At 64.5% G+C, this 15,355-nt stretch carries 18 protein-coding genes and 1 tRNA gene; 13 read left to right on the forward strand and 6 right to left on the reverse strand.

Annotation, left to right across the window (positions count from 1 at the left end; genetic code table 11):
• Positions 1 to 27: 27 nt before the first annotated feature.
• The 4 genes from phnL to phnP are packed head-to-tail and all read left to right on the forward strand — an operon-like array spanning position 28 to position 3,215.
• Complete coding sequence (gene phnL, locus AC1RB9_RS08050) at positions 28 to 744, forward strand: phosphonate C-P lyase system protein PhnL (RefSeq protein ID WP_003098702.1); 717 nt, start codon at positions 28 to 30, stop codon at positions 742 to 744.
• Positions 734 to 1,897 (forward strand): alpha-D-ribose 1-methylphosphonate 5-triphosphate diphosphatase, encoded by a 1,164-nt coding sequence (locus AC1RB9_RS08055; protein WP_003091776.1) that lies wholly within the window; start codon positions 734 to 736, stop codon positions 1,895 to 1,897. The genes phnL and AC1RB9_RS08055 overlap by 11 nt, the downstream gene beginning before the upstream one ends.
• Positions 1,897 to 2,454 carry a phosphonate metabolism protein/1,5-bisphosphokinase (PRPP-forming) PhnN gene (gene phnN, locus AC1RB9_RS08060; RefSeq protein WP_003098703.1) on the forward strand — a complete coding sequence of 186 codons (558 nt, stop codon included), beginning with the start codon at positions 1,897 to 1,899 and terminating at the stop codon, positions 2,452 to 2,454. The genes AC1RB9_RS08055 and phnN overlap by 1 nt, the downstream gene beginning before the upstream one ends.
• Positions 2,445 to 3,215, forward strand: coding sequence for a phosphonate metabolism protein PhnP (gene phnP / locus AC1RB9_RS08065; RefSeq protein WP_003163380.1), 771 nt, complete (start codon positions 2,445 to 2,447; stop codon positions 3,213 to 3,215). The genes phnN and phnP overlap by 10 nt, the downstream gene beginning before the upstream one ends.
• A 26-nt stretch (positions 3,216 to 3,241) precedes the next feature.
• On the opposite strand, the gene AC1RB9_RS08070 is transcribed toward phnP, so the two are convergent.
• The 4 genes from AC1RB9_RS08070 to AC1RB9_RS08085 form a co-directional block, all read right to left on the reverse strand.
• Positions 3,242 to 3,427 carry a PA3371 family protein gene (locus AC1RB9_RS08070; RefSeq protein ID WP_003091768.1) on the reverse strand — a complete coding sequence of 62 codons (186 nt, stop codon included), beginning with the start codon at positions 3,425 to 3,427 and terminating at the stop codon, positions 3,242 to 3,244.
• 51 nt (positions 3,428 to 3,478) lie between these two features.
• Positions 3,479 to 3,625 (reverse strand): hypothetical protein, encoded by a 147-nt coding sequence (locus AC1RB9_RS08075; RefSeq protein ID WP_003091766.1) that lies wholly within the window; start codon positions 3,623 to 3,625, stop codon positions 3,479 to 3,481.
• Positions 3,626 to 3,714: 89 nt separating this feature from the next.
• Positions 3,715 to 3,993 (reverse strand): hypothetical protein, encoded by a 279-nt coding sequence (locus AC1RB9_RS08080; protein ID WP_003113127.1) that lies wholly within the window; start codon positions 3,991 to 3,993, stop codon positions 3,715 to 3,717.
• Between the two features lie 192 nt (positions 3,994 to 4,185).
• Positions 4,186 to 4,704, reverse strand: coding sequence for a GNAT family N-acetyltransferase (locus AC1RB9_RS08085; protein WP_003452964.1), 519 nt, complete (start codon positions 4,702 to 4,704; stop codon positions 4,186 to 4,188).
• A gap of 119 nt (positions 4,705 to 4,823) precedes the next feature.
• Here AC1RB9_RS08085 and AC1RB9_RS08090 point away from each other — a divergent pair.
• The 7 genes from AC1RB9_RS08090 to AC1RB9_RS08120 all read left to right on the forward strand — a co-directional run bounded on the left by AC1RB9_RS08090 (position 4,824) and on the right by AC1RB9_RS08120 (position 11,480).
• A tRNA-Arg gene (locus AC1RB9_RS08090) sits at positions 4,824 to 4,900 on the forward strand.
• Between the two features lie 353 nt (positions 4,901 to 5,253).
• The gene (locus AC1RB9_RS08095; protein ID WP_124123101.1) at positions 5,254 to 6,537 is read left to right on the forward strand and encodes a hypothetical protein; all 1,284 of its coding nucleotides are present in this window, start codon (positions 5,254 to 5,256) and stop codon (positions 6,535 to 6,537) included.
• A 373-nt stretch (positions 6,538 to 6,910) separates the two neighbouring features.
• Positions 6,911 to 7,951 (forward strand): aliphatic amidase, encoded by a 1,041-nt coding sequence (locus tag AC1RB9_RS08100; RefSeq protein WP_003091756.1) that lies wholly within the window; start codon positions 6,911 to 6,913, stop codon positions 7,949 to 7,951.
• An 82-nt stretch (positions 7,952 to 8,033) separates the two neighbouring features.
• Positions 8,034 to 9,149 (forward strand): AAA family ATPase, encoded by a 1,116-nt coding sequence (locus AC1RB9_RS08105; RefSeq protein ID WP_003098718.1) that lies wholly within the window; start codon positions 8,034 to 8,036, stop codon positions 9,147 to 9,149.
• Positions 9,150 to 9,174: 25 nt separating this feature from the next.
• Entirely contained in the window at positions 9,175 to 10,332 is a 1,158-nt protein-coding gene (amiC, locus tag AC1RB9_RS08110) for an aliphatic amidase expression-regulating protein AmiC (protein ID WP_003452962.1), read from the forward strand.
• Positions 10,329 to 10,919 carry a transcriptional antitermination factor AmiR gene (gene amiR / locus AC1RB9_RS08115; protein ID WP_003098722.1) on the forward strand — a complete coding sequence of 197 codons (591 nt, stop codon included), beginning with the start codon at positions 10,329 to 10,331 and terminating at the stop codon, positions 10,917 to 10,919. Before amiC ends, amiR begins: the two co-directional genes overlap by 4 nt.
• Positions 10,920 to 10,961: 42 nt before the next feature.
• Positions 10,962 to 11,480 (forward strand): AmiS/UreI family transporter, encoded by a 519-nt coding sequence (locus AC1RB9_RS08120; RefSeq protein WP_003098725.1) that lies wholly within the window; start codon positions 10,962 to 10,964, stop codon positions 11,478 to 11,480.
• 53 nt (positions 11,481 to 11,533) lie between these two features.
• Here the strand turns inward: AC1RB9_RS08120 and lecB are convergent, their stop codons facing one another.
• On the reverse strand, positions 11,534 to 11,881 hold the full coding sequence (lecB, locus tag AC1RB9_RS08125) for a fucose-binding lectin LecB (RefSeq protein ID WP_003098728.1): 348 nt from the start codon (positions 11,879 to 11,881) through the stop codon (positions 11,534 to 11,536).
• 467 nt (positions 11,882 to 12,348) lie between these two features.
• Here lecB and AC1RB9_RS08130 point away from each other — a divergent pair, with 467 nt between their 5' ends.
• The gene (locus AC1RB9_RS08130) at positions 12,349 to 13,407 is read left to right on the forward strand and encodes an HlyD family secretion protein (protein ID WP_003119629.1); all 1,059 of its coding nucleotides are present in this window, start codon (positions 12,349 to 12,351) and stop codon (positions 13,405 to 13,407) included.
• Between the two features lie 22 nt (positions 13,408 to 13,429).
• The gene (locus AC1RB9_RS08135; protein WP_003122410.1) at positions 13,430 to 14,440 is read left to right on the forward strand and encodes a DUF2955 domain-containing protein; all 1,011 of its coding nucleotides are present in this window, start codon (positions 13,430 to 13,432) and stop codon (positions 14,438 to 14,440) included.
• 4 nt (positions 14,441 to 14,444) lie between these two features.
• Here AC1RB9_RS08135 and AC1RB9_RS08140 read toward each other — a convergent pair whose 3' ends face one another.
• On the reverse strand, positions 14,445 to 15,323 hold the full coding sequence (locus tag AC1RB9_RS08140; protein WP_003119631.1) for a DMT family transporter: 879 nt from the start codon (positions 15,321 to 15,323) through the stop codon (positions 14,445 to 14,447).
• Positions 15,324 to 15,355: the final 32 nt, after the last annotated feature.

The raw sequence follows: 15,355 nt of genomic DNA on the forward strand, positions 1-15,355 counted from the left end.
GCACGACGGGCGCCCGGAGAAGTAGCGATGAACAACCTGATCGAGGTCCGCGACCTCAGCAAGACCTTCACCCTGCACCAGCAACAGGGCGTAGTGCTCAATGTGCTGCGCGGGCTCAACTTCAATGTCGCCGGCGGCGAATGCCTGGTGCTCCACGGACGCTCCGGCGCCGGCAAGAGCACCCTGCTGCGCACGCTCTACGGCAACTACCTGCCGGCCGGCGGCAGCATCCGCCTGCGCCACGCCGGCGACTGGTTGGAACTGGTCGGCGCCGAGCCTCGCGAGGTGCTCGCCGTGCGTCGCCAGACCCTCGGCTACGTCAGCCAGTTCCTGCGGGTGATCCCGCGGGTGGCGACCCTCGACGTGGTCATGGAGCCGGCCCTGGCCCGTGGCTGGAGCCGCGACAGCGCCGAACTGCGGGCGCGCAGCCTGCTGGCCCGGCTGAACATCCCGGAACGCCTCTGGCAACTGGCGCCGGGTACCTTTTCCGGCGGCGAGCAGCAACGCGTCAACATTGCCCGCGGCTTCATGGTCGAGTGGCCGATCCTGCTGCTCGACGAGCCGACCGCGTCCCTCGACGAAGCCAACCGCCAGGTAGTGCTGGAGCTGATCGGCGAAGCCAAGGCCGCTGGCGCCGCGTTGATCGGCATCTTCCACGACCGCGCCGCCCGCGAGGCGGTGGCCAGCCGCTACCTGGACATGAGCCAGGAGCTTTCCCGCCAGGAGCAAGCCCATGTCGTCTGAACGCGTTCTCAGCAATGCCCGGGTAGTCAGCGCCGAGCGGGTCTTCGTCGGCAGCGTGCTGCTGCGCGACGGCCTGATCGCCGCGGTCGACGAAGGCCGCAGCCACCTGGCCGGGGCCGAGGACCTGGGGGGCGACTACCTGCTGCCCGGTCTGGTCGAGCTGCACACCGACAACCTGGAGAAGCACATGACCCCGCGTCCCGGCGTCGACTGGCCATCGGCCTCGGCGGTGCTGGCGCACGACGCGCAGATCGTCGCCGCGGGAATCACCACGGTGTTCGACGCGCTGTCCATCGGCGACGTCAACCCCAAGGGCAAGCGCATGCAGCAGTTGCCGAAGATGCTCGAGGCCATCGGCGAGGCCGCCGCCAGCGGCGACGCGCGCGCCGACCATCGCCTGCACCTGCGTTGCGAGGTCAGCCATCCGCAGACGCTGGAGGTGTTCCGCGAACTGGTCGAGCATCCGCTGGTGCAACTGGTCTCGGTGATGGACCACGCCCCCGGCCAGCGCCAGTTCGCCAGGCTGGAGAAGTACCGCGAGTACTACCAGGGCAAGTACCACCTGAGCGATGCCGAGATGGACGCGTTCATCGTCGAGCAGGTAGCCAACTCCGAGCGCTACAGCGACGCCGCCCGTGCGGCCATTGTCGATGTCTGCCAGGGACGCGGCCTGTCGGTGGCCAGCCATGACGACGCGACCCTCGCGCATGTCCGCGAGTCGGCCGGCTACGGCATGGCCATCGCCGAGTTCCCGACCACCGTGGAGGCCGCCAGGGCCAGCCACGAGCACGGCCTGCAGGTGCTGATGGGCGCGCCCAACGTGGTCCGCGGCGGTTCCCACTCGGGCAACGTGGCGGCGGCGCAACTGGCGGGAATCGGCGTGCTGGATATCCTTTCCAGCGACTACTATCCGGCCAGCCTGCTGCATGCGGCCTTGCTGCTCGCCGGCGAGCACAGCGAGTATGATGCGATCCGCTACGACCTGCCGCGCGCGGTGGCGATGGTCAGCCGTACCCCGGCGCTGGCCGCCGGGCTGACCGATCGTGGCGAAATCCGCGTCGGCCTGCGCGCCGATCTGCTGCAGGCGCGGGCGCTCGGCAACAACCAGCCGGTGGTGCGTCAGGTCTGGCGCGGCGGGCAGAGAGTGTTCTGATGACAGGCAGACTGATTTATCTGATGGGGCCTTCCGGCTCGGGCAAGGACAGCCTGTTGCAGGCCGCGCGCGAGCCCCTGGCGCTGCGCGGCTGCCGTATCGTGCGGCGGGTGATCACGCGCTCCGCGGAAGCGGTGGGGGAGGACGCCCAGGCGGTGACCCCGGCGCAGTTCGACACCCTCGAGCGGGCCTCGGCGTTCGCCATGAGCTGGCGCGCGAACGGCCTTTGCTATGGCATTCCGGTGCAGATCGACGAGTGGCTGGCGCAGGGCTACGACGTGCTGGTGAACGGCTCGCGCGGCTACCTGGCGCAGGCCCGCCGGCGCTATCCGGATCTGCTCGCGGTCCTGCTCGGGGTGAAACCCGAGGTGCTGCGCCAGCGCCTGCTGGCGCGCGGCCGGGAAAGCCCCGAGGAAATCGAGGCGCGCCTGGCGCGTAACGCCGAGTTCGCCGCCGGCCTGGAGGGCCCGCTGTTCCAACTGGACAACTCCGGTGACCTCGACGACACGCTACGCACCCTCCTGGCCCGTCTCGGCAGCGACCGCGCATGCGCCTGACCCTGCTCGGCACCGGCGATGCCCGCCAGGTGCCGGTCTACGGTTGCGATTGCCCGGCCTGTCGCAACGCGCGCGCCGACGCCGGCCTGCGTCGCCGTCCCTGTAGCGCGCTGCTGGAGTGCGCCGGCCAGCGCTGGCTGATCGACAGCGGCCTGGTCGATCTCTGCGAGCGCTTCCCGCCCCATAGCCTCGACGGCATCCTCCAGACCCATTACCACGCCGACCACGCCCAGGGCCTGCTGCACCTGCGCTGGGGCCAGGGTCTGGTGATCCCGGTGCACGGCCCGGCCGACCCGGAGGGCCTCGCCGACCTCTACAAGCATCCGGGCATCCTCGATTTCAGCCAGCCCTTCGGCGCCTTCGAGCGGCGCCAGTGGGGCGCGCTGGCGGCGACCGCGCTACCGCTGGTCCACTCGAAGCCGACCTTCGGCTACTTGCTGGAGGGGGCTTCCGAGGAGGGAACGATACGGCGTCTGGCCTACCTCACCGATACCGTCGGGCTGCCGGCGGACAGCGCCTCGCGATTGCTCGCGGCGCCGCTGGACCTGCTGGTGCTGGACTGCTCGATGCCGCCGCAGGAGCGGCCGCCGCGCAACCACAACGACCTCACGCGGGCATTGGAGTGCATCGACTCGCTGCGTCCCCGGCGGGCCGTGTTGACTCACGTCGGGCATACGCTGGACGCCTGGCTGCTGGACCACCCCGCTGCGTTGCCCGAGGGGGTGGAACTGGCACACGACGGCATGTGCCTGCCGCTGTAGCGCCCGGCAAGGCGTTGTGGGCGAAATCAGTCCAGGCTGGGATCGAAGCGGATTCGCCGACCTACCACCAGCGCAAACAGCAGCCAGGCGCCGGATATACCCAGCAGTCCCCAGGCGCACCAGGCGAGGAGGGTGGCGTCGGGCGGCAGGCTCAGCGCCAGGATCGCGCTGGCGATCACCACGAACAGAAGAATGACGGCGGATCGTGACATGGTTTCACTCCCGGAGCCCTCTCCGTCGGGCTCGCTGTTCCTTGTGCCGGCTCAGTGGCGCCGAGGTTCCGTGGCGCCCTTGTCGCTCAGCGGAAGCTTCGCTGGATATTCGTCTCCTCCGCGCTCTATCAGCCAGAGCAGCCCGTAGACGCCGACCGAAAGGGCCAGGGCGGTCAGCGGCAAAGCCAGGATCCACATGTTCTTTCTCCCTTTCCGCTCGCCAGCATCCCGGGGACCTGTGCGGCGGTGTAGCGTCGTTGGATGCCGGTCTCCCGGCGCTTGCTTCGTCAGAATGTCCAGGCCTGTTCGTCGGCCGCGGTCACCAGCGCCGTGCCGCGCTCGTCCTCGCCTACGGTGACGATGCGCGGGGATTCGTCGGGCGCCTGGATCACCAGTTGTTGCGCAGCGGGTGCCCACTGCGGCGTTGCGTTGCTGTCCAGCACTACCGGCCTTTCGCCGTTGCGTTCCTGCGTCCTGTCCTCGTCGCCCAGTGCGCTGTTCTGGAAGACTACGAGAGCCAGCAGGGAAAGAAGTCCGGTGCCGACCAGGTTGCGTGAGCTGCTCATGTTCACCTCCATTTCGTAGCTTTGCCAGGCAGATGGCCAAGGTTTGATCCTGAGGGTCTTGTAGCAGCGGTTGTGCCAACTTTTTTCTATAAAAAATCCTTTTAAATCAATGAATTATATATGTGCCCGAGACTCTCTCGCATGCACTTTGCACGGATGGGCATTTTACCGGTTGCAAAATGCATGATGATGTCAGCCCAGATGCAGCGCCAGGCTTACGCCGTGGCTGGTGAACCCTAGCGCGGCATAGAAGCGCTGCGCGGTTTCCCGGTCCTGGTGGCTGGAAAGCGCCAGTTTGTAGCAGCCCCAACTGCGCGCGCGCTCCACGGCCCGGCCGATCAGTTCGCGGCCTACGCCCTGGCCGCGGGCGTGGCGGTCGACCACCATGTCTTCGAGAATCGCCGAGCGGGCGAAATCGTGCGCCAGGTGTTCGATCAGATGCAGGGTGCAGGTGCCGAGCAGGCGCTCGCCGCGCTCGGCCACCAGGGTGACCTGGTCGCCGCGCGGTCGTTGCAGCTGGATGGCCAGCAACGCCGGGTCCGGGCGCGGATCGGCGCTACCGAGTTGCTGTAGCAGCAACGACAGGCGCGGCGCGTCGTGCTCGCTGGCGATCCGCACGTCGAAGCTGGCGAAGGGGGAGTCCGGTATCCGCGGCTGGCGCGGGGCGTCCGGCAGGTCCTGTGCGGCGGGAATGGCGACGGTCTGGTTCATGCTGCACCTCCAGGGTTGCGGAAAATTATGCGCAGCCTTGGTGGCAGTAGCATGACAAACGCTTTCTCTGCCGTTAACATGCCGCCCGGACGCGGCGCACCGCTCGCCATGTCCGGCGTGTCCCGGTAGCTCAATTGGATAGAGCATCCCCCTCCTAAGGGGAAGGTTGGAGGTTCGACCCCTCTCCGGGACGCCATACCCCGAACTGCGTCGTTCCGCGTTGCAGAATCAGAGACTTCCATTCCATGTCTCGTACGTACGCATATGCGCCAACTCCATAAAGAGAGAATGTATTTGGCAATGGAGTCGATACTTGAGTGACTTGCATGTTTCTAGCTGCTACTGAGCAGGTTCGAATTTTCTGCTCTTTTAGCGCAGTGTTAAATCTGCGCAATGTTAAGTCTAGGTTGGAGACGTTTTATGAATGACTGCTGATTTTTTGTTTTTGGTGAAAGTTTAAATTTTTCTCGTCTTTTCACTGCTTGTATGCAGTACTATAGGCGATTGGCTCCGTCCGTCACATAAGTGCTGATAGCTGCTGTGCACTGCATGACGCACAACAAAATCTGTGCCAAAATCGCCTCAGTAGCTATTGTTGGGTGGCGCTCAGGGGGTAGTGTGGAGCAGTACGTTGACAGTGGGAGTGCCCGGTATAGGGATTATCAGGATATTTCTGAACGAAAGGGTTCCTGTCTCATATTTTTTGCCGCTTTTCTATCGCTTTTCTGGCCGACCTCGGTAGGGGGAGTGATTGTCAGCTATCTACCAATAGTATCAATTTTGTTATCTTGCTTTCTTTTGCTTATCTATTCGGTTGGTGGGAAATTTATAGCGGTCAATGTTTTTGTTTTTTGCTTTTTCTTTTTGTTGCTGCTTTTTTTTACAATAATATCTCCGTTTCAAGAGTATACTTTTGGCGCCATTTTTCCCTATTTGGCAATGGGCGTGGTTCTTATGATTTCGCCTTCTATTGATGTTGGCGATTGCTCAAGAAGACTGTTTCATCTGATGGCTGTTCTCCTTATAGTTTTAGGGTTTGGGGTGGTGTTTCATGTGGATTTTATAAGGCAGTTTATATTTAAATTTTATCAGGCGTACTATGAAGACCTGTATTTGTATATGGTCGAATATGGGGATAAGCCAGTAGGGCCTTTTGCGACTCATTCTATATCTGCTTTTATATACGCTGTTTTCGCTATTATTTATCTTCGTCTATCGCATGTTTCTAGCGGGGCTAAGTCGGTAGCTTATTTCTTGCTGTCGCTCTTGTTTTTTTCTTTGATTGTTCTTCTTAAATCATTTTCAGCTATTGCGATTTCTTCCTTGCTTGCGTCTATGTATTTTCTTTGGTTGCTGTCTCGCGCTAAAGTGCTGGCAATACTATTTATGGGATTTTTGATTGTTTGTGTGTTTTCCCTCGTTGATCTTACATCTTTCTATGAGCTCATTGAGAAACTTTTGTCGAGCGACGCCAATGGCTTGCGCGGCAGGTATTCCGCCGGTAATCGACTTGATGGAACTTATGAATTTTTGCTTAATAATCCTCTGATGGCGATCGGGATGACGTCTTCTCCGCAGATAGCGTTTGGTGATAATTTTATATCTGACTATGTGATTAGGACTGGTGTTTTTGGTTATCTTGCAGTTCTTTTTTCCGTTGTTGTTTATTTTCTTTCCTCCTTGAGGGGGATGGTTGCTATTGCTTTTGCTGTCGGAATAGTTGTTTTGGCGGATCTCGGTTATCCGCTCCTCACGAACTTCAGAGCAATTTTTCTTTTCCCAGTATTCATTGCCATGTGGTGTTACCCTGGGGACTCCCCGCATCGCTCCTGATGTCTCTGAGCTTGTTTTCACCTCTTGGGATTGCCTTGCCGCCTGTCTTCGTCACCATCGGGGCGCGGCAAGCGACTGTTTCCAGTGCCTGACTGTGTAGAATTCCCATAGAGGCTTGGTACGTCGCCCAGAAGGCTGGATGCTTCGGATGCCGTTTGCATACGCTTGTCACTTCCATGTTTTACATAACGATACATGAACCTTGACAGCTCCTTCCGACGGGGCTTATAAGTGGCGCCATCAGGTCGTGCGCATCAGCGTCGATGTCGCGGGACCGAACCTAACGCATACGCACAGAGCAAATGGGCTCTCCCGGGGTTACCCGGGAGGGCCTTTTTTCGTCCCGAAAAAATAACAACAAGAGGTGATACCCATGCGTCACGGCGATATTTCCAGCAGCAACGACACCGTCGGAGTGGCGGTGGTCAACTACAAGATGCCGCGCCTGCACACCGCGGCGGAGGTCCTGGACAACGCCCGGAAGATCGCCGACATGATCGTTGGCATGAAGCAGGGCCTGCCCGGCATGGACCTGGTGGTGTTCCCCGAGTACAGCCTGCAGGGCATCATGTACGATCCGGCGGAGATGATGGAAACCGCGGTGGCGATCCCCGGCGAGGAAACCGAGATATTCTCCCGCGCCTGCCGCAAGGCCAACGTCTGGGGCGTATTCTCCCTCACCGGCGAACGGCACGAGGAGCATCCGCGCAAGGCGCCGTACAACACCCTGGTGCTGATCGACAACAACGGCGAGATCGTCCAGAAGTACCGCAAGATCATTCCCTGGTGCCCCATCGAGGGCTGGTATCCCGGTGGCCAGACCTACGTCAGCGAAGGGCCGAAGGGCATGAAGATCAGCCTGATCATCTGCGACGACGGCAACTACCCGGAAATCTGGCGCGACTGCGCGATGAAGGGCGCCGAGCTGATCGTGCGCTGCCAGGGCTACATGTATCCGGCCAAGGACCAGCAGGTGATGATGGCCAAGGCCATGGCCTGGGCCAACAACTGCTATGTGGCGGTGGCCAACGCCGCCGGCTTCGACGGCGTGTATTCCTACTTCGGCCACTCGGCGATCATCGGCTTCGACGGTCGTACCCTCGGTGAGTGCGGCGAGGAGGAAATGGGTATCCAGTACGCCCAGCTGTCGCTTTCGCAGATCCGCGATGCGCGCGCCAACGATCAGTCGCAGAACCACCTGTTCAAGATCCTCCACCGCGGCTACAGCGGCTTGCAGGCGTCCGGCGATGGCGACCGGGGCCTGGCGGAGTGTCCGTTCGAGTTCTACCGCACCTGGGTCACCGACGCCGAGAAGGCGCGCGAGAATGTCGAGCGACTGACCCGCTCGACTACCGGTGTGGCGCAATGCCCGGTCGGCCGGCTGCCCTACGAGGGACTGGAGAAGGAGGCCTGACGGCAGACGCCGCCAGCCCGGCGTGCCGTCGTGCGGCACGCCGCCTCCGCCATTTCCCCCTGTGGCAGAAGGAGTTTCATCCATGCCTTTTCTGAGCGACATGCTTGACCAGTCCCGCCGGCAGCAGGACGAGGAACAGGCCCTGGCGCGGGAGAATCTTGCCGAGGCAAGTCTGCTCCAGGCCCACCTGAGTCACCGCAGCGCCCTGCACAGCCGTTTCCGTTTCGACCCGGCGGCGGTGATGGACTGCCTGCGCGCCGAGGTGCTCGGCCAGGAACCGGCGCTACAGGCCGTCGAGGACATGCTCAAGGTGGTTCGCGCGGACATCGCCGACCCGCGCCGTCCGCTGTTCAGCGCGCTGTTCCTCGGCCCCACCGGGGTCGGCAAGACCGAGATCGTGCGCGCCCTGGCCAGGGCCCTGCACGGCGACGCCGAGGGGTTCTGCCGGGTGGACATGAACACCCTGTCCCAGGAGCACTATGCCGCCGCCCTCACCGGTGCGCCGCCGGGCTACGTCGGGGCGAAGGAGGGCACCACCCTGTTGGAGCAGGACAAGCTGGACGGCAGTCCCGGGCGCCCCGGCATCGTTCTCTTCGACGAACTGGAGAAGGCCAGCCCGGAAGTGGTCCATGCGCTGCTCAACGTGCTCGACAACGGCCTGCTGCGGGTCGCTTCCGGCGAACGCACCTACCATTTCCGCAACACCCTGGTGTTCATGACCAGCAATCTCTGCGCCCATGAGATCCAGCGCTACGACGAGCGTCGCCAGCGCCTGCCCTGGCGCCTGCTGCCGGTCGGCGGCGAGCGCCGGCGGCGGGACATCGACGGGATGGTCCGGGCCCGGCTGCTGAAGACTTTCTCGCCGGAGTTCGTCAATCGTCTCGATAGCGTGGTCACCTTCAACTGGATCGAACGCGACGTCGTCGCGCGCCTGGTCGAGCTGGAGGTGCAGCGGCTCAACCGGCGCCTGGAGAAGCATCGCTGTCGCCTGGAGGCGACCCCCGAGGTGCTGGCGAAGATCGCCCGCGCCGGCTTCGACCGGCAGTTCGGCGCTCGTGCGTTGCGCCGCAGCGTCCGTCATCATCTCGAGGTACCGCTGGCCGAGCATCTGCTCGACCACCACCAGCCGGGCGACGGGAACTGCACGACCTACCTGGCGAGCCTGGAGCACGAGCGGGTTCGCTTCGTGCGGCGCTGAGCGACAGTCACAGGAGAGGAAACGGATGGGATCGCACCAGGAGCGGCCGCTGATCGGCCTGCTGTTCTCCGAAACCGGCGTCACCGCCGATATCGAGCGCTCGCAGCGCTATGGCGCATTGCTTGCGGTCGAGCAACTGAACCGCGAGGGCGGCGTCGGCGGTCGCCCGATCGAAACGCTGTCCCAGGACCCTGGCGGCGACCCGGACCGCTATCGGCTGTGCGCCGAGGACTTCATTCGCAACCGGGGGGTACGGTTCCTCGTGGGCTGCTACATGTCGCACACGCGCAAGGCGGTGATGCCGGTGGTCGAGCGCGCCGACGCGCTGCTCTGCTACCCGACCCCCTACGAGGGCTTCGAGTATTCGCCGAACATCGTCTACGGCGGTCCGGCGCCGAACCAGAACAGTGCGCCGCTGGCGGCGTACCTGATTCGCCACTACGGCGAGCGGGTGGTGTTCATCGGCTCGGACTACATCTATCCGCGGGAAAGCAACCATGTGATGCGCCACCTGTACCGCCAGCACGGCGGCACGGTGCTCGAGGAAATCTACATTCCGCTGTATCCCTCCGACGACGACGTGCAGCGCGCCGTCGAGCGCATCTACCAGGCGCGCGCCGACGTGGTCTTCTCCACCGTGGTGGGCACCGGCACCGCCGAGCTGTATCGCGCCATCGCCCGTCGCTACGGCGATGGCAGGCGGCCGCCGATCGCCAGCCTGACCACCAGCGAGGCGGAGGTGGCGAAGATGGAGAGCGACGTGGCAGAGGGGCAGGTGGTGGTCGCGCCTTACTTCTCCAGCATCGATACGCCCGCCAGCCGAGCCTTCGTCCAGGCCTGCCATGGTTTCTTCCCGGAGAACGCGACCATCACTGCCTGGGCCGAGGCGGCCTACTGGCAGACCTTGTTGCTCGGCCGCGCCGCGCAGGCCGCAGGCAACTGGCGGGTGGAAGACGTGCAGCGGCACCTGTACGACATCGACATCGACGCGCCCCAGGGGCCGGTCCGGGTGGAGCGCCAGAACAACCACAGCCGCCTGTCTTCGCGCATCGCGGAAATCGATGCGCGCGGCGTGTTCCAGGTCCGCTGGCAGTCGCCCGAACCGATTCGCCCCGATCCTTATGTCGTCGTGCATAACCTCGACGACTGGTCCGCCAGCATGGGCGGGGGAGCGCTCCCATGAGCGCCAACTCGCTGCTCGGCAGCCTGCGCGAGTTGCAGGTGCTGGTACTCAACCCGCCGGGAGAGGTCAGCGACGCCCTGGTCTTGCAGCTGATCCGCATCGGTTGTTCGGTGCGCCAGTGCTGGCCGCCGCCGGAAGCCTTCGATGTGCCGGTGGACGTGGTCTTCACCAGCATTTTCCAGAATCGCCACCACGACGAGATCGCTGCGCTGCTCGCTGCCGGAACTCCGCGCACTACCCTGGTGGCGCTGGTGGAGTACGAAAGCCCCGCGGTGCTCTCGCAGATCATCGAGCTGGAGTGCCACGGCGTGATCACCCAGCCGCTCGACGCCCACCGGGTGCTGCCTGTGCTGGTATCGGCGCGGCGCATCAGCGAGGAAATGGCGAAGCTGAAGCAGAAGACCGAGCAGCTTCAGGAACGCATCGCCGGCCAGGCCCGGATCAACCAGGCCAAGGCGTTGCTGATGCAGCGCCATGGCTGGGACGAGCGCGAGGCGCACCAGTACCTGTCGCGGGAAGCGATGAAGCGGCGCGAGCCGATCCTGAAGATCGCTCAGGAGTTGCTGGGAAACGAGCCGTCCGCCTGAGCGATCCGGGCCGACCAGAACAATAACAAGAGGGGTATCGTCATGATGCTGGGACTGGTTCTGCTGTACGTTGGCGCGGTGCTGTTTCTCAATGCCGTCTGGTTGCTGGGCAAGATCAGCGGTCGGGAGGTGGCGGTGATCAACTTCCTGGTCGGCGTGCTGAGCGCCTGCGTCGCGTTCTACCTGATCTTTTCCGCAGCAGCCGGGCAGGGCTCGCTGAAGGCCGGAGCGCTAACCCTGCTATTCGCTTTTACCTATCTGTGGGTGGCCGCCAACCAGTTCCTCGAGGTGGACGGCAAGGGCCTCGGCTGGTTCTGCCTGTTCGTCAGCCTCACCGCCTGCACCGTGGCGATCGAGTCGTTCGCCGGCGCCAGTGGTCCGTTCGGCCTGTGGAACGCGGTCAACTGGACAGTCTGGGCGTTGCTCTGGTTCTGTTTCTTCCTGCTGCTGGGGCTGTCCCGCAGCATCCAGAAGCCGGTGGCCTACCTGACCCTGGCCAGCGCCATATTCACCGCCTGGTTGCCCGGCCTGCTGCTGCTCGGGCAGGTGCTCAAGGCATAGCAGGAAGTCGGAAAGGGATGGCGGCTTGCCGCCATCCCGTCCCTTCCGAACTCCTAGCCGAGCGGCCAGTTGATCACCACGACGGCGTCGTTGTAGTCGTTGTCGGTGCCGTCTTCAGAGCCGACCAGGGCGAAGTTCAGCTCGTTGGTCAGGATTACCTGTGCCGAGACCAGATCCGAGGGGCGGCCGTTGACGCTGACCTGGACCTGTACCTTGCCACTGCTGCCGGAGTTGAGCACCTGGGTGCCGATGACGGCGTTATTGGTGCTTTGCCCGCTGAAGGTCGCGGCCGTCTCGTTGTTGACCAGCACGTTCACCGTCTGGGTTCCGGACGAGTTGGCGAAGGCGGTGACGCCGAACCGGGTGTTGGCGGGAAGGGTGAACACTCCTTGTGTTGCCATGGTGTATCTCCACTGAATACCTGGCCTGCCTTTTCAGGCAGCCGTCTGGCGCGCGGTATGGCGTGTCGGGAGAAATCCGCAGTCCTTGGCGGCAGGCGATGCGCAGGCAGGAAGGACGCATCGTTCAGCCAATCTACGCCGTCGACCGGGCGCGACCACTGCTAGAGTTCGCAGGAGGGCTACAGGGGTGTCCTGGCACTGGCGATGCATGGCCCGGTGCCGGACTGCGGCAGCGGCCTGCCGTGCCGGCTCGTTCGATTGTTACGCTGTCTGTAACGATCTATTGCCGATGCCGGCAGGCCAGGGGCGATTGTCTCGAAATATACTGCGTCACCTGGTCGCCGCAGCGGCGACGGCTACCCACTGGCCGTCGTCCGGGTCGCCGGTTCCATCCCGGCCGCGCCAACCCCCGCATTCAGGCCCCGCTGCGGCGACTGCATTCCCGCTGGATTCGAGGCTCGTACCCTATGACTCCCGATCAACGATTTGCCCGTTGGGTTCAAGTCGCTATCGCGGTATTCGTGTTGCTGTTCGTCTACTTCCTGGTCGCCGACCTGTGGATGCCGCTCACCCCGCAGGCCCAGTTGACCCGGCCGGTGGTGCGCGTCGCGCCGCGTGTCAGCGGTCAGGTCGCCGAGGTGCTGGTGTCCAACAACGGCCACGTGCAGCCCGGCGAAGTATTGTTCCGCCTCGATCCCGAGCCTTTCCGACTGGCCGTGCGCCAGGCCGAACTGGCACTGGAGGAAGCCGAGCGCACCAACCGCGAACTGGATGCCGCCATCGCCTCGGCCAAGGCCGACCTCCTGGCCGCGCGCAGCAGCGCCGGCGAGCTGGACAGCGAGGCGCGCCGCACCGCCCAACTGGTGCAGCGCCACCATGTGTCGCAGCAGATGCACGAGCAGGTCAGCGCCCAGGCCCAGGCCGCCCGTGCCCGGGTCGCCGCGGCCCAGGCGCGGATCGGCGAGCTGACCGCGCGACGCGGCACGGCCGGCGAGGACAACCTGCGCCTGCGCCAGGCGCGCAATGCCCTGGCCCAGGCTCGTCTGCAACTGCAATACAGCAGCGTCCGGGCCGACCGCGCCGGGACCCTGAGCAACCTGCAACTGACCCCGGGCACCTACGTTCCGGCCGGAACGCCGGTGGCGGCGCTGGTGGACGACCGTATCGACATCGTCGCCGACTTCCGCGAGAAATCGCTGCGCTACGTGCGCCCTGGCGACCGTGCGGCGGTGGTGTTCGACGCGCGTCCCGGCGAAGTGTTCGGCGCGCGGGTGGCGGCCATCGACGCCGGGGTCAAGGAGGGCCAGCTGGACGCCAACGGCGACCTCGCCGCGCCGGTCACCTCCGACCGCTGGGTCCGCGACGCCCAGCGCCAGCGCCTGCACGTGGTGCTCGACGAACTTCCCGAAGGCCTGCTGCCCACCGGTGCCAAGGCCACCGTGCAGCTCTATCCCGGCGACGGCCTGAGCCATCTGCTCGGTCGCGCGCAGATCGTCGCCATCAGCCTGCTGCACTACGTCTACTGACGCCATGCCGGCCAAGCTCGCGATGTCCGCCAACGACCTGCGTCAGTGCCTGCGCATCGCCGGCGGCGGCACCCTGGGGTTCTTCGTCTGCAAGCTGATGAACTGGGACTACGGCTCGTTCTTCGGCGTCTACCCGATGCTGCTGCTCGGCCTGACGCCGGTGATCAACCTGCACATCGTCCGCCAGTTCCTCGCCAACTCGGTGGTGATCAGCGTCGAGGTACTGGTGCTGTACGGGTTGTTCGGCGACCGGCCGCTGCTGATGACGCCTATCGTCTTCGGCCTCTTCGTCTACCGCTTCGCCCTGATGGCGCGCGGCCCGCTGTTCTTCTTCGGCGCACTGAGTTCGGTGTTCCTCTCGATGCTGCTGCACTTTGCCAGCTATCCGGACGTCGATCTGTTCGACATGCTCGCCAGCAACATGGTCGCCACCTGGCTGACGGTGGCCATCGCCGTGCTGATGTTCTACCTGTTCCCCGACGTCGAACCGCGGTCGCCGCGCCAGGCGCCGGCCAAGGACGCCCCCAGCCGGCGCCACGAGACGCTGCTCGGGGCCACGGTGGCGACCTTGTCCTTCGTGGTCTTCCAGACCTTCGACCTGAAGGACTCGCTGTCGGCGCAGATCGCCTCGATCCTGGTGTTGTTTCCCATGCACTGGAAGGGCGTGCACTTCGCCGGGCGCATCCGCGCCCTCGGTACGCTGCTCGGCTGTGCGCTGGCGGTGGGCTTGCAGGTGCTGCTCTACGATCACTACGACATCCTGCCCTTCGTCGCCCTGTTGCTGTGGATCTCGGCGATGTTCTGCGCGCGCATCCACATGCTGGAGAACGGCGTACCGGGGATCGGTTTCGGCGCGCTGACCACCCTGGCGATCGTCCTCGGCCAGTACCTGACGCCAACCCACGACATGATGTACAGCGTGCTCTACCGATTTACCTCGGTGTGCTTCGCGGTGCTGATCACGCTGATGACGGTGCTGGTGATCCACCTGTTCCTCAACCGCTTCGCCGCCACCCGGCACTACAGCCACTGAGGCCTCAGGCGCGCCGGCCCGGCCAGTTGACCAGCGCGACGCCGAGCATCACCAGCAGCATGCCGCCGATCGCCGCCGGCGCCAGGCGCTCGTCGAACAGCAGCCAGGAGGCCAGCGCGGTCACTGGCGGCACCAGGTAGAACAGGCTCGCCACCTTTGACGCGGCGCCATGCCGGATCAGCGTGTAGAGCAGGCCGACGGCGCCGAACGAGAGTCCCAGCACCAGCCAGCCGAGGGTCAGCACGAACGGCGTGCTCCACTGCACCTCGCGGCTTTCGAAAAGCAGCGCGGCGAGGCCGAGCAGGGCGCCGCTGGCCAGGTACTGGACGACGCCGCCGGTGCGCAGGTCCATGCCGCCGCAGAAGCGCTTCTGGTACAGCGTGCCGCAGGTGATCGCCGCCAGTGCCACCAGCACCGCGGCCCAGGCCAGGCCGTCGGCGCCACCGTGGATGCGGCCGAGTACCACCAGGGCTACGCCAGCCAGGCCGAGCGCCAGTCCCAGCCATTGCCGGCGGCTGACCTGCTCGCCGAGCCAGATGCCGGCCAGGGCCGCGGTAGCCAGCGGTTGCAGGCCGACCAACAGGGAGGTCAGGCCGGCCGACATGCCGTGCTCGATGGCGAGGAACACCCCGCCCAGGTACAGGCCATGGACCAGCAGGCCGGCGACCGCGACATGCCCGGCCAGCCGTGCCGAGCCCGGCCAGGGCGCACCGCTGAGCAGGGCGAAGGCGGCCAGCAGGGTGGCCGCGAGGAGCAGGCGGATGGCCAGGAAGGTGAAGGGCTCGGCGTACGGCAGGCCGAACTTGGCGCCGAGGAATCCAGTGCTCCAGAGCAGCACGAAGAGCAGCGGCATGCCGCTGCCGAGCCAGGCGGGTGTGCGCATGCAAGGTCCTCGTCGGGAGGTGGCGGGACGGT

The organism is Pseudomonas sp. 20-5 (genome assembly GCF_056782835.1).

Excerpts from the sequence above, each read along its gene's own strand:
- AC1RB9_RS08130 (WP_003119629.1), top strand. The coding sequence starts at position 12,349 with ATGACTCCCGATCAACGATTTGCCCGTTGGGTTCAAGTCGCTATCGCG.
- AC1RB9_RS08135 (WP_003122410.1), top strand. The coding sequence starts at position 13,430 with ATGTCCGCCAACGACCTGCGTCAGTGCCTGCGCATCGCCGGCGGCGGC.
- AC1RB9_RS08120 (WP_003098725.1), top strand. The coding sequence starts at position 10,962 with ATGATGCTGGGACTGGTTCTGCTGTACGTTGGCGCGGTGCTGTTTCTC.
- AC1RB9_RS08100 (WP_003091756.1), top strand. The coding sequence starts at position 6,911 with ATGCGTCACGGCGATATTTCCAGCAGCAACGACACCGTCGGAGTGGCG.
- lecB (WP_003098728.1), bottom strand. The coding sequence starts at position 11,881 with ATGGCAACACAAGGAGTGTTCACCCTTCCCGCCAACACCCGGTTCGGC.
- AC1RB9_RS08105 (WP_003098718.1), top strand. The coding sequence starts at position 8,034 with ATGCCTTTTCTGAGCGACATGCTTGACCAGTCCCGCCGGCAGCAGGAC.
- AC1RB9_RS08140 (WP_003119631.1), bottom strand. The coding sequence starts at position 15,323 with ATGCGCACACCCGCCTGGCTCGGCAGCGGCATGCCGCTGCTCTTCGTG.
- amiC (WP_003452962.1), top strand. The coding sequence starts at position 9,175 with ATGGGATCGCACCAGGAGCGGCCGCTGATCGGCCTGCTGTTCTCCGAA.
- AC1RB9_RS08075 (WP_003091766.1), bottom strand. The coding sequence starts at position 3,625 with ATGTGGATCCTGGCTTTGCCGCTGACCGCCCTGGCCCTTTCGGTCGGC.
- amiR (WP_003098722.1), top strand. The coding sequence starts at position 10,329 with ATGAGCGCCAACTCGCTGCTCGGCAGCCTGCGCGAGTTGCAGGTGCTG.
- AC1RB9_RS08080 (WP_003113127.1), bottom strand. The coding sequence starts at position 3,993 with ATGAGCAGCTCACGCAACCTGGTCGGCACCGGACTTCTTTCCCTGCTG.
- AC1RB9_RS08055 (WP_003091776.1), top strand. The coding sequence starts at position 734 with ATGTCGTCTGAACGCGTTCTCAGCAATGCCCGGGTAGTCAGCGCCGAG.
- AC1RB9_RS08085 (WP_003452964.1), bottom strand. The coding sequence starts at position 4,704 with ATGAACCAGACCGTCGCCATTCCCGCCGCACAGGACCTGCCGGACGCC.
- phnN (WP_003098703.1), top strand. The coding sequence starts at position 1,897 with ATGACAGGCAGACTGATTTATCTGATGGGGCCTTCCGGCTCGGGCAAG.
- phnP (WP_003163380.1), top strand. The coding sequence starts at position 2,445 with ATGCGCCTGACCCTGCTCGGCACCGGCGATGCCCGCCAGGTGCCGGTC.
- AC1RB9_RS08095 (WP_124123101.1), top strand. The coding sequence starts at position 5,254 with ATGACGCACAACAAAATCTGTGCCAAAATCGCCTCAGTAGCTATTGTT.
- phnL (WP_003098702.1), top strand. The coding sequence starts at position 28 with ATGAACAACCTGATCGAGGTCCGCGACCTCAGCAAGACCTTCACCCTG.
- AC1RB9_RS08070 (WP_003091768.1), bottom strand. The coding sequence starts at position 3,427 with ATGTCACGATCCGCCGTCATTCTTCTGTTCGTGGTGATCGCCAGCGCG.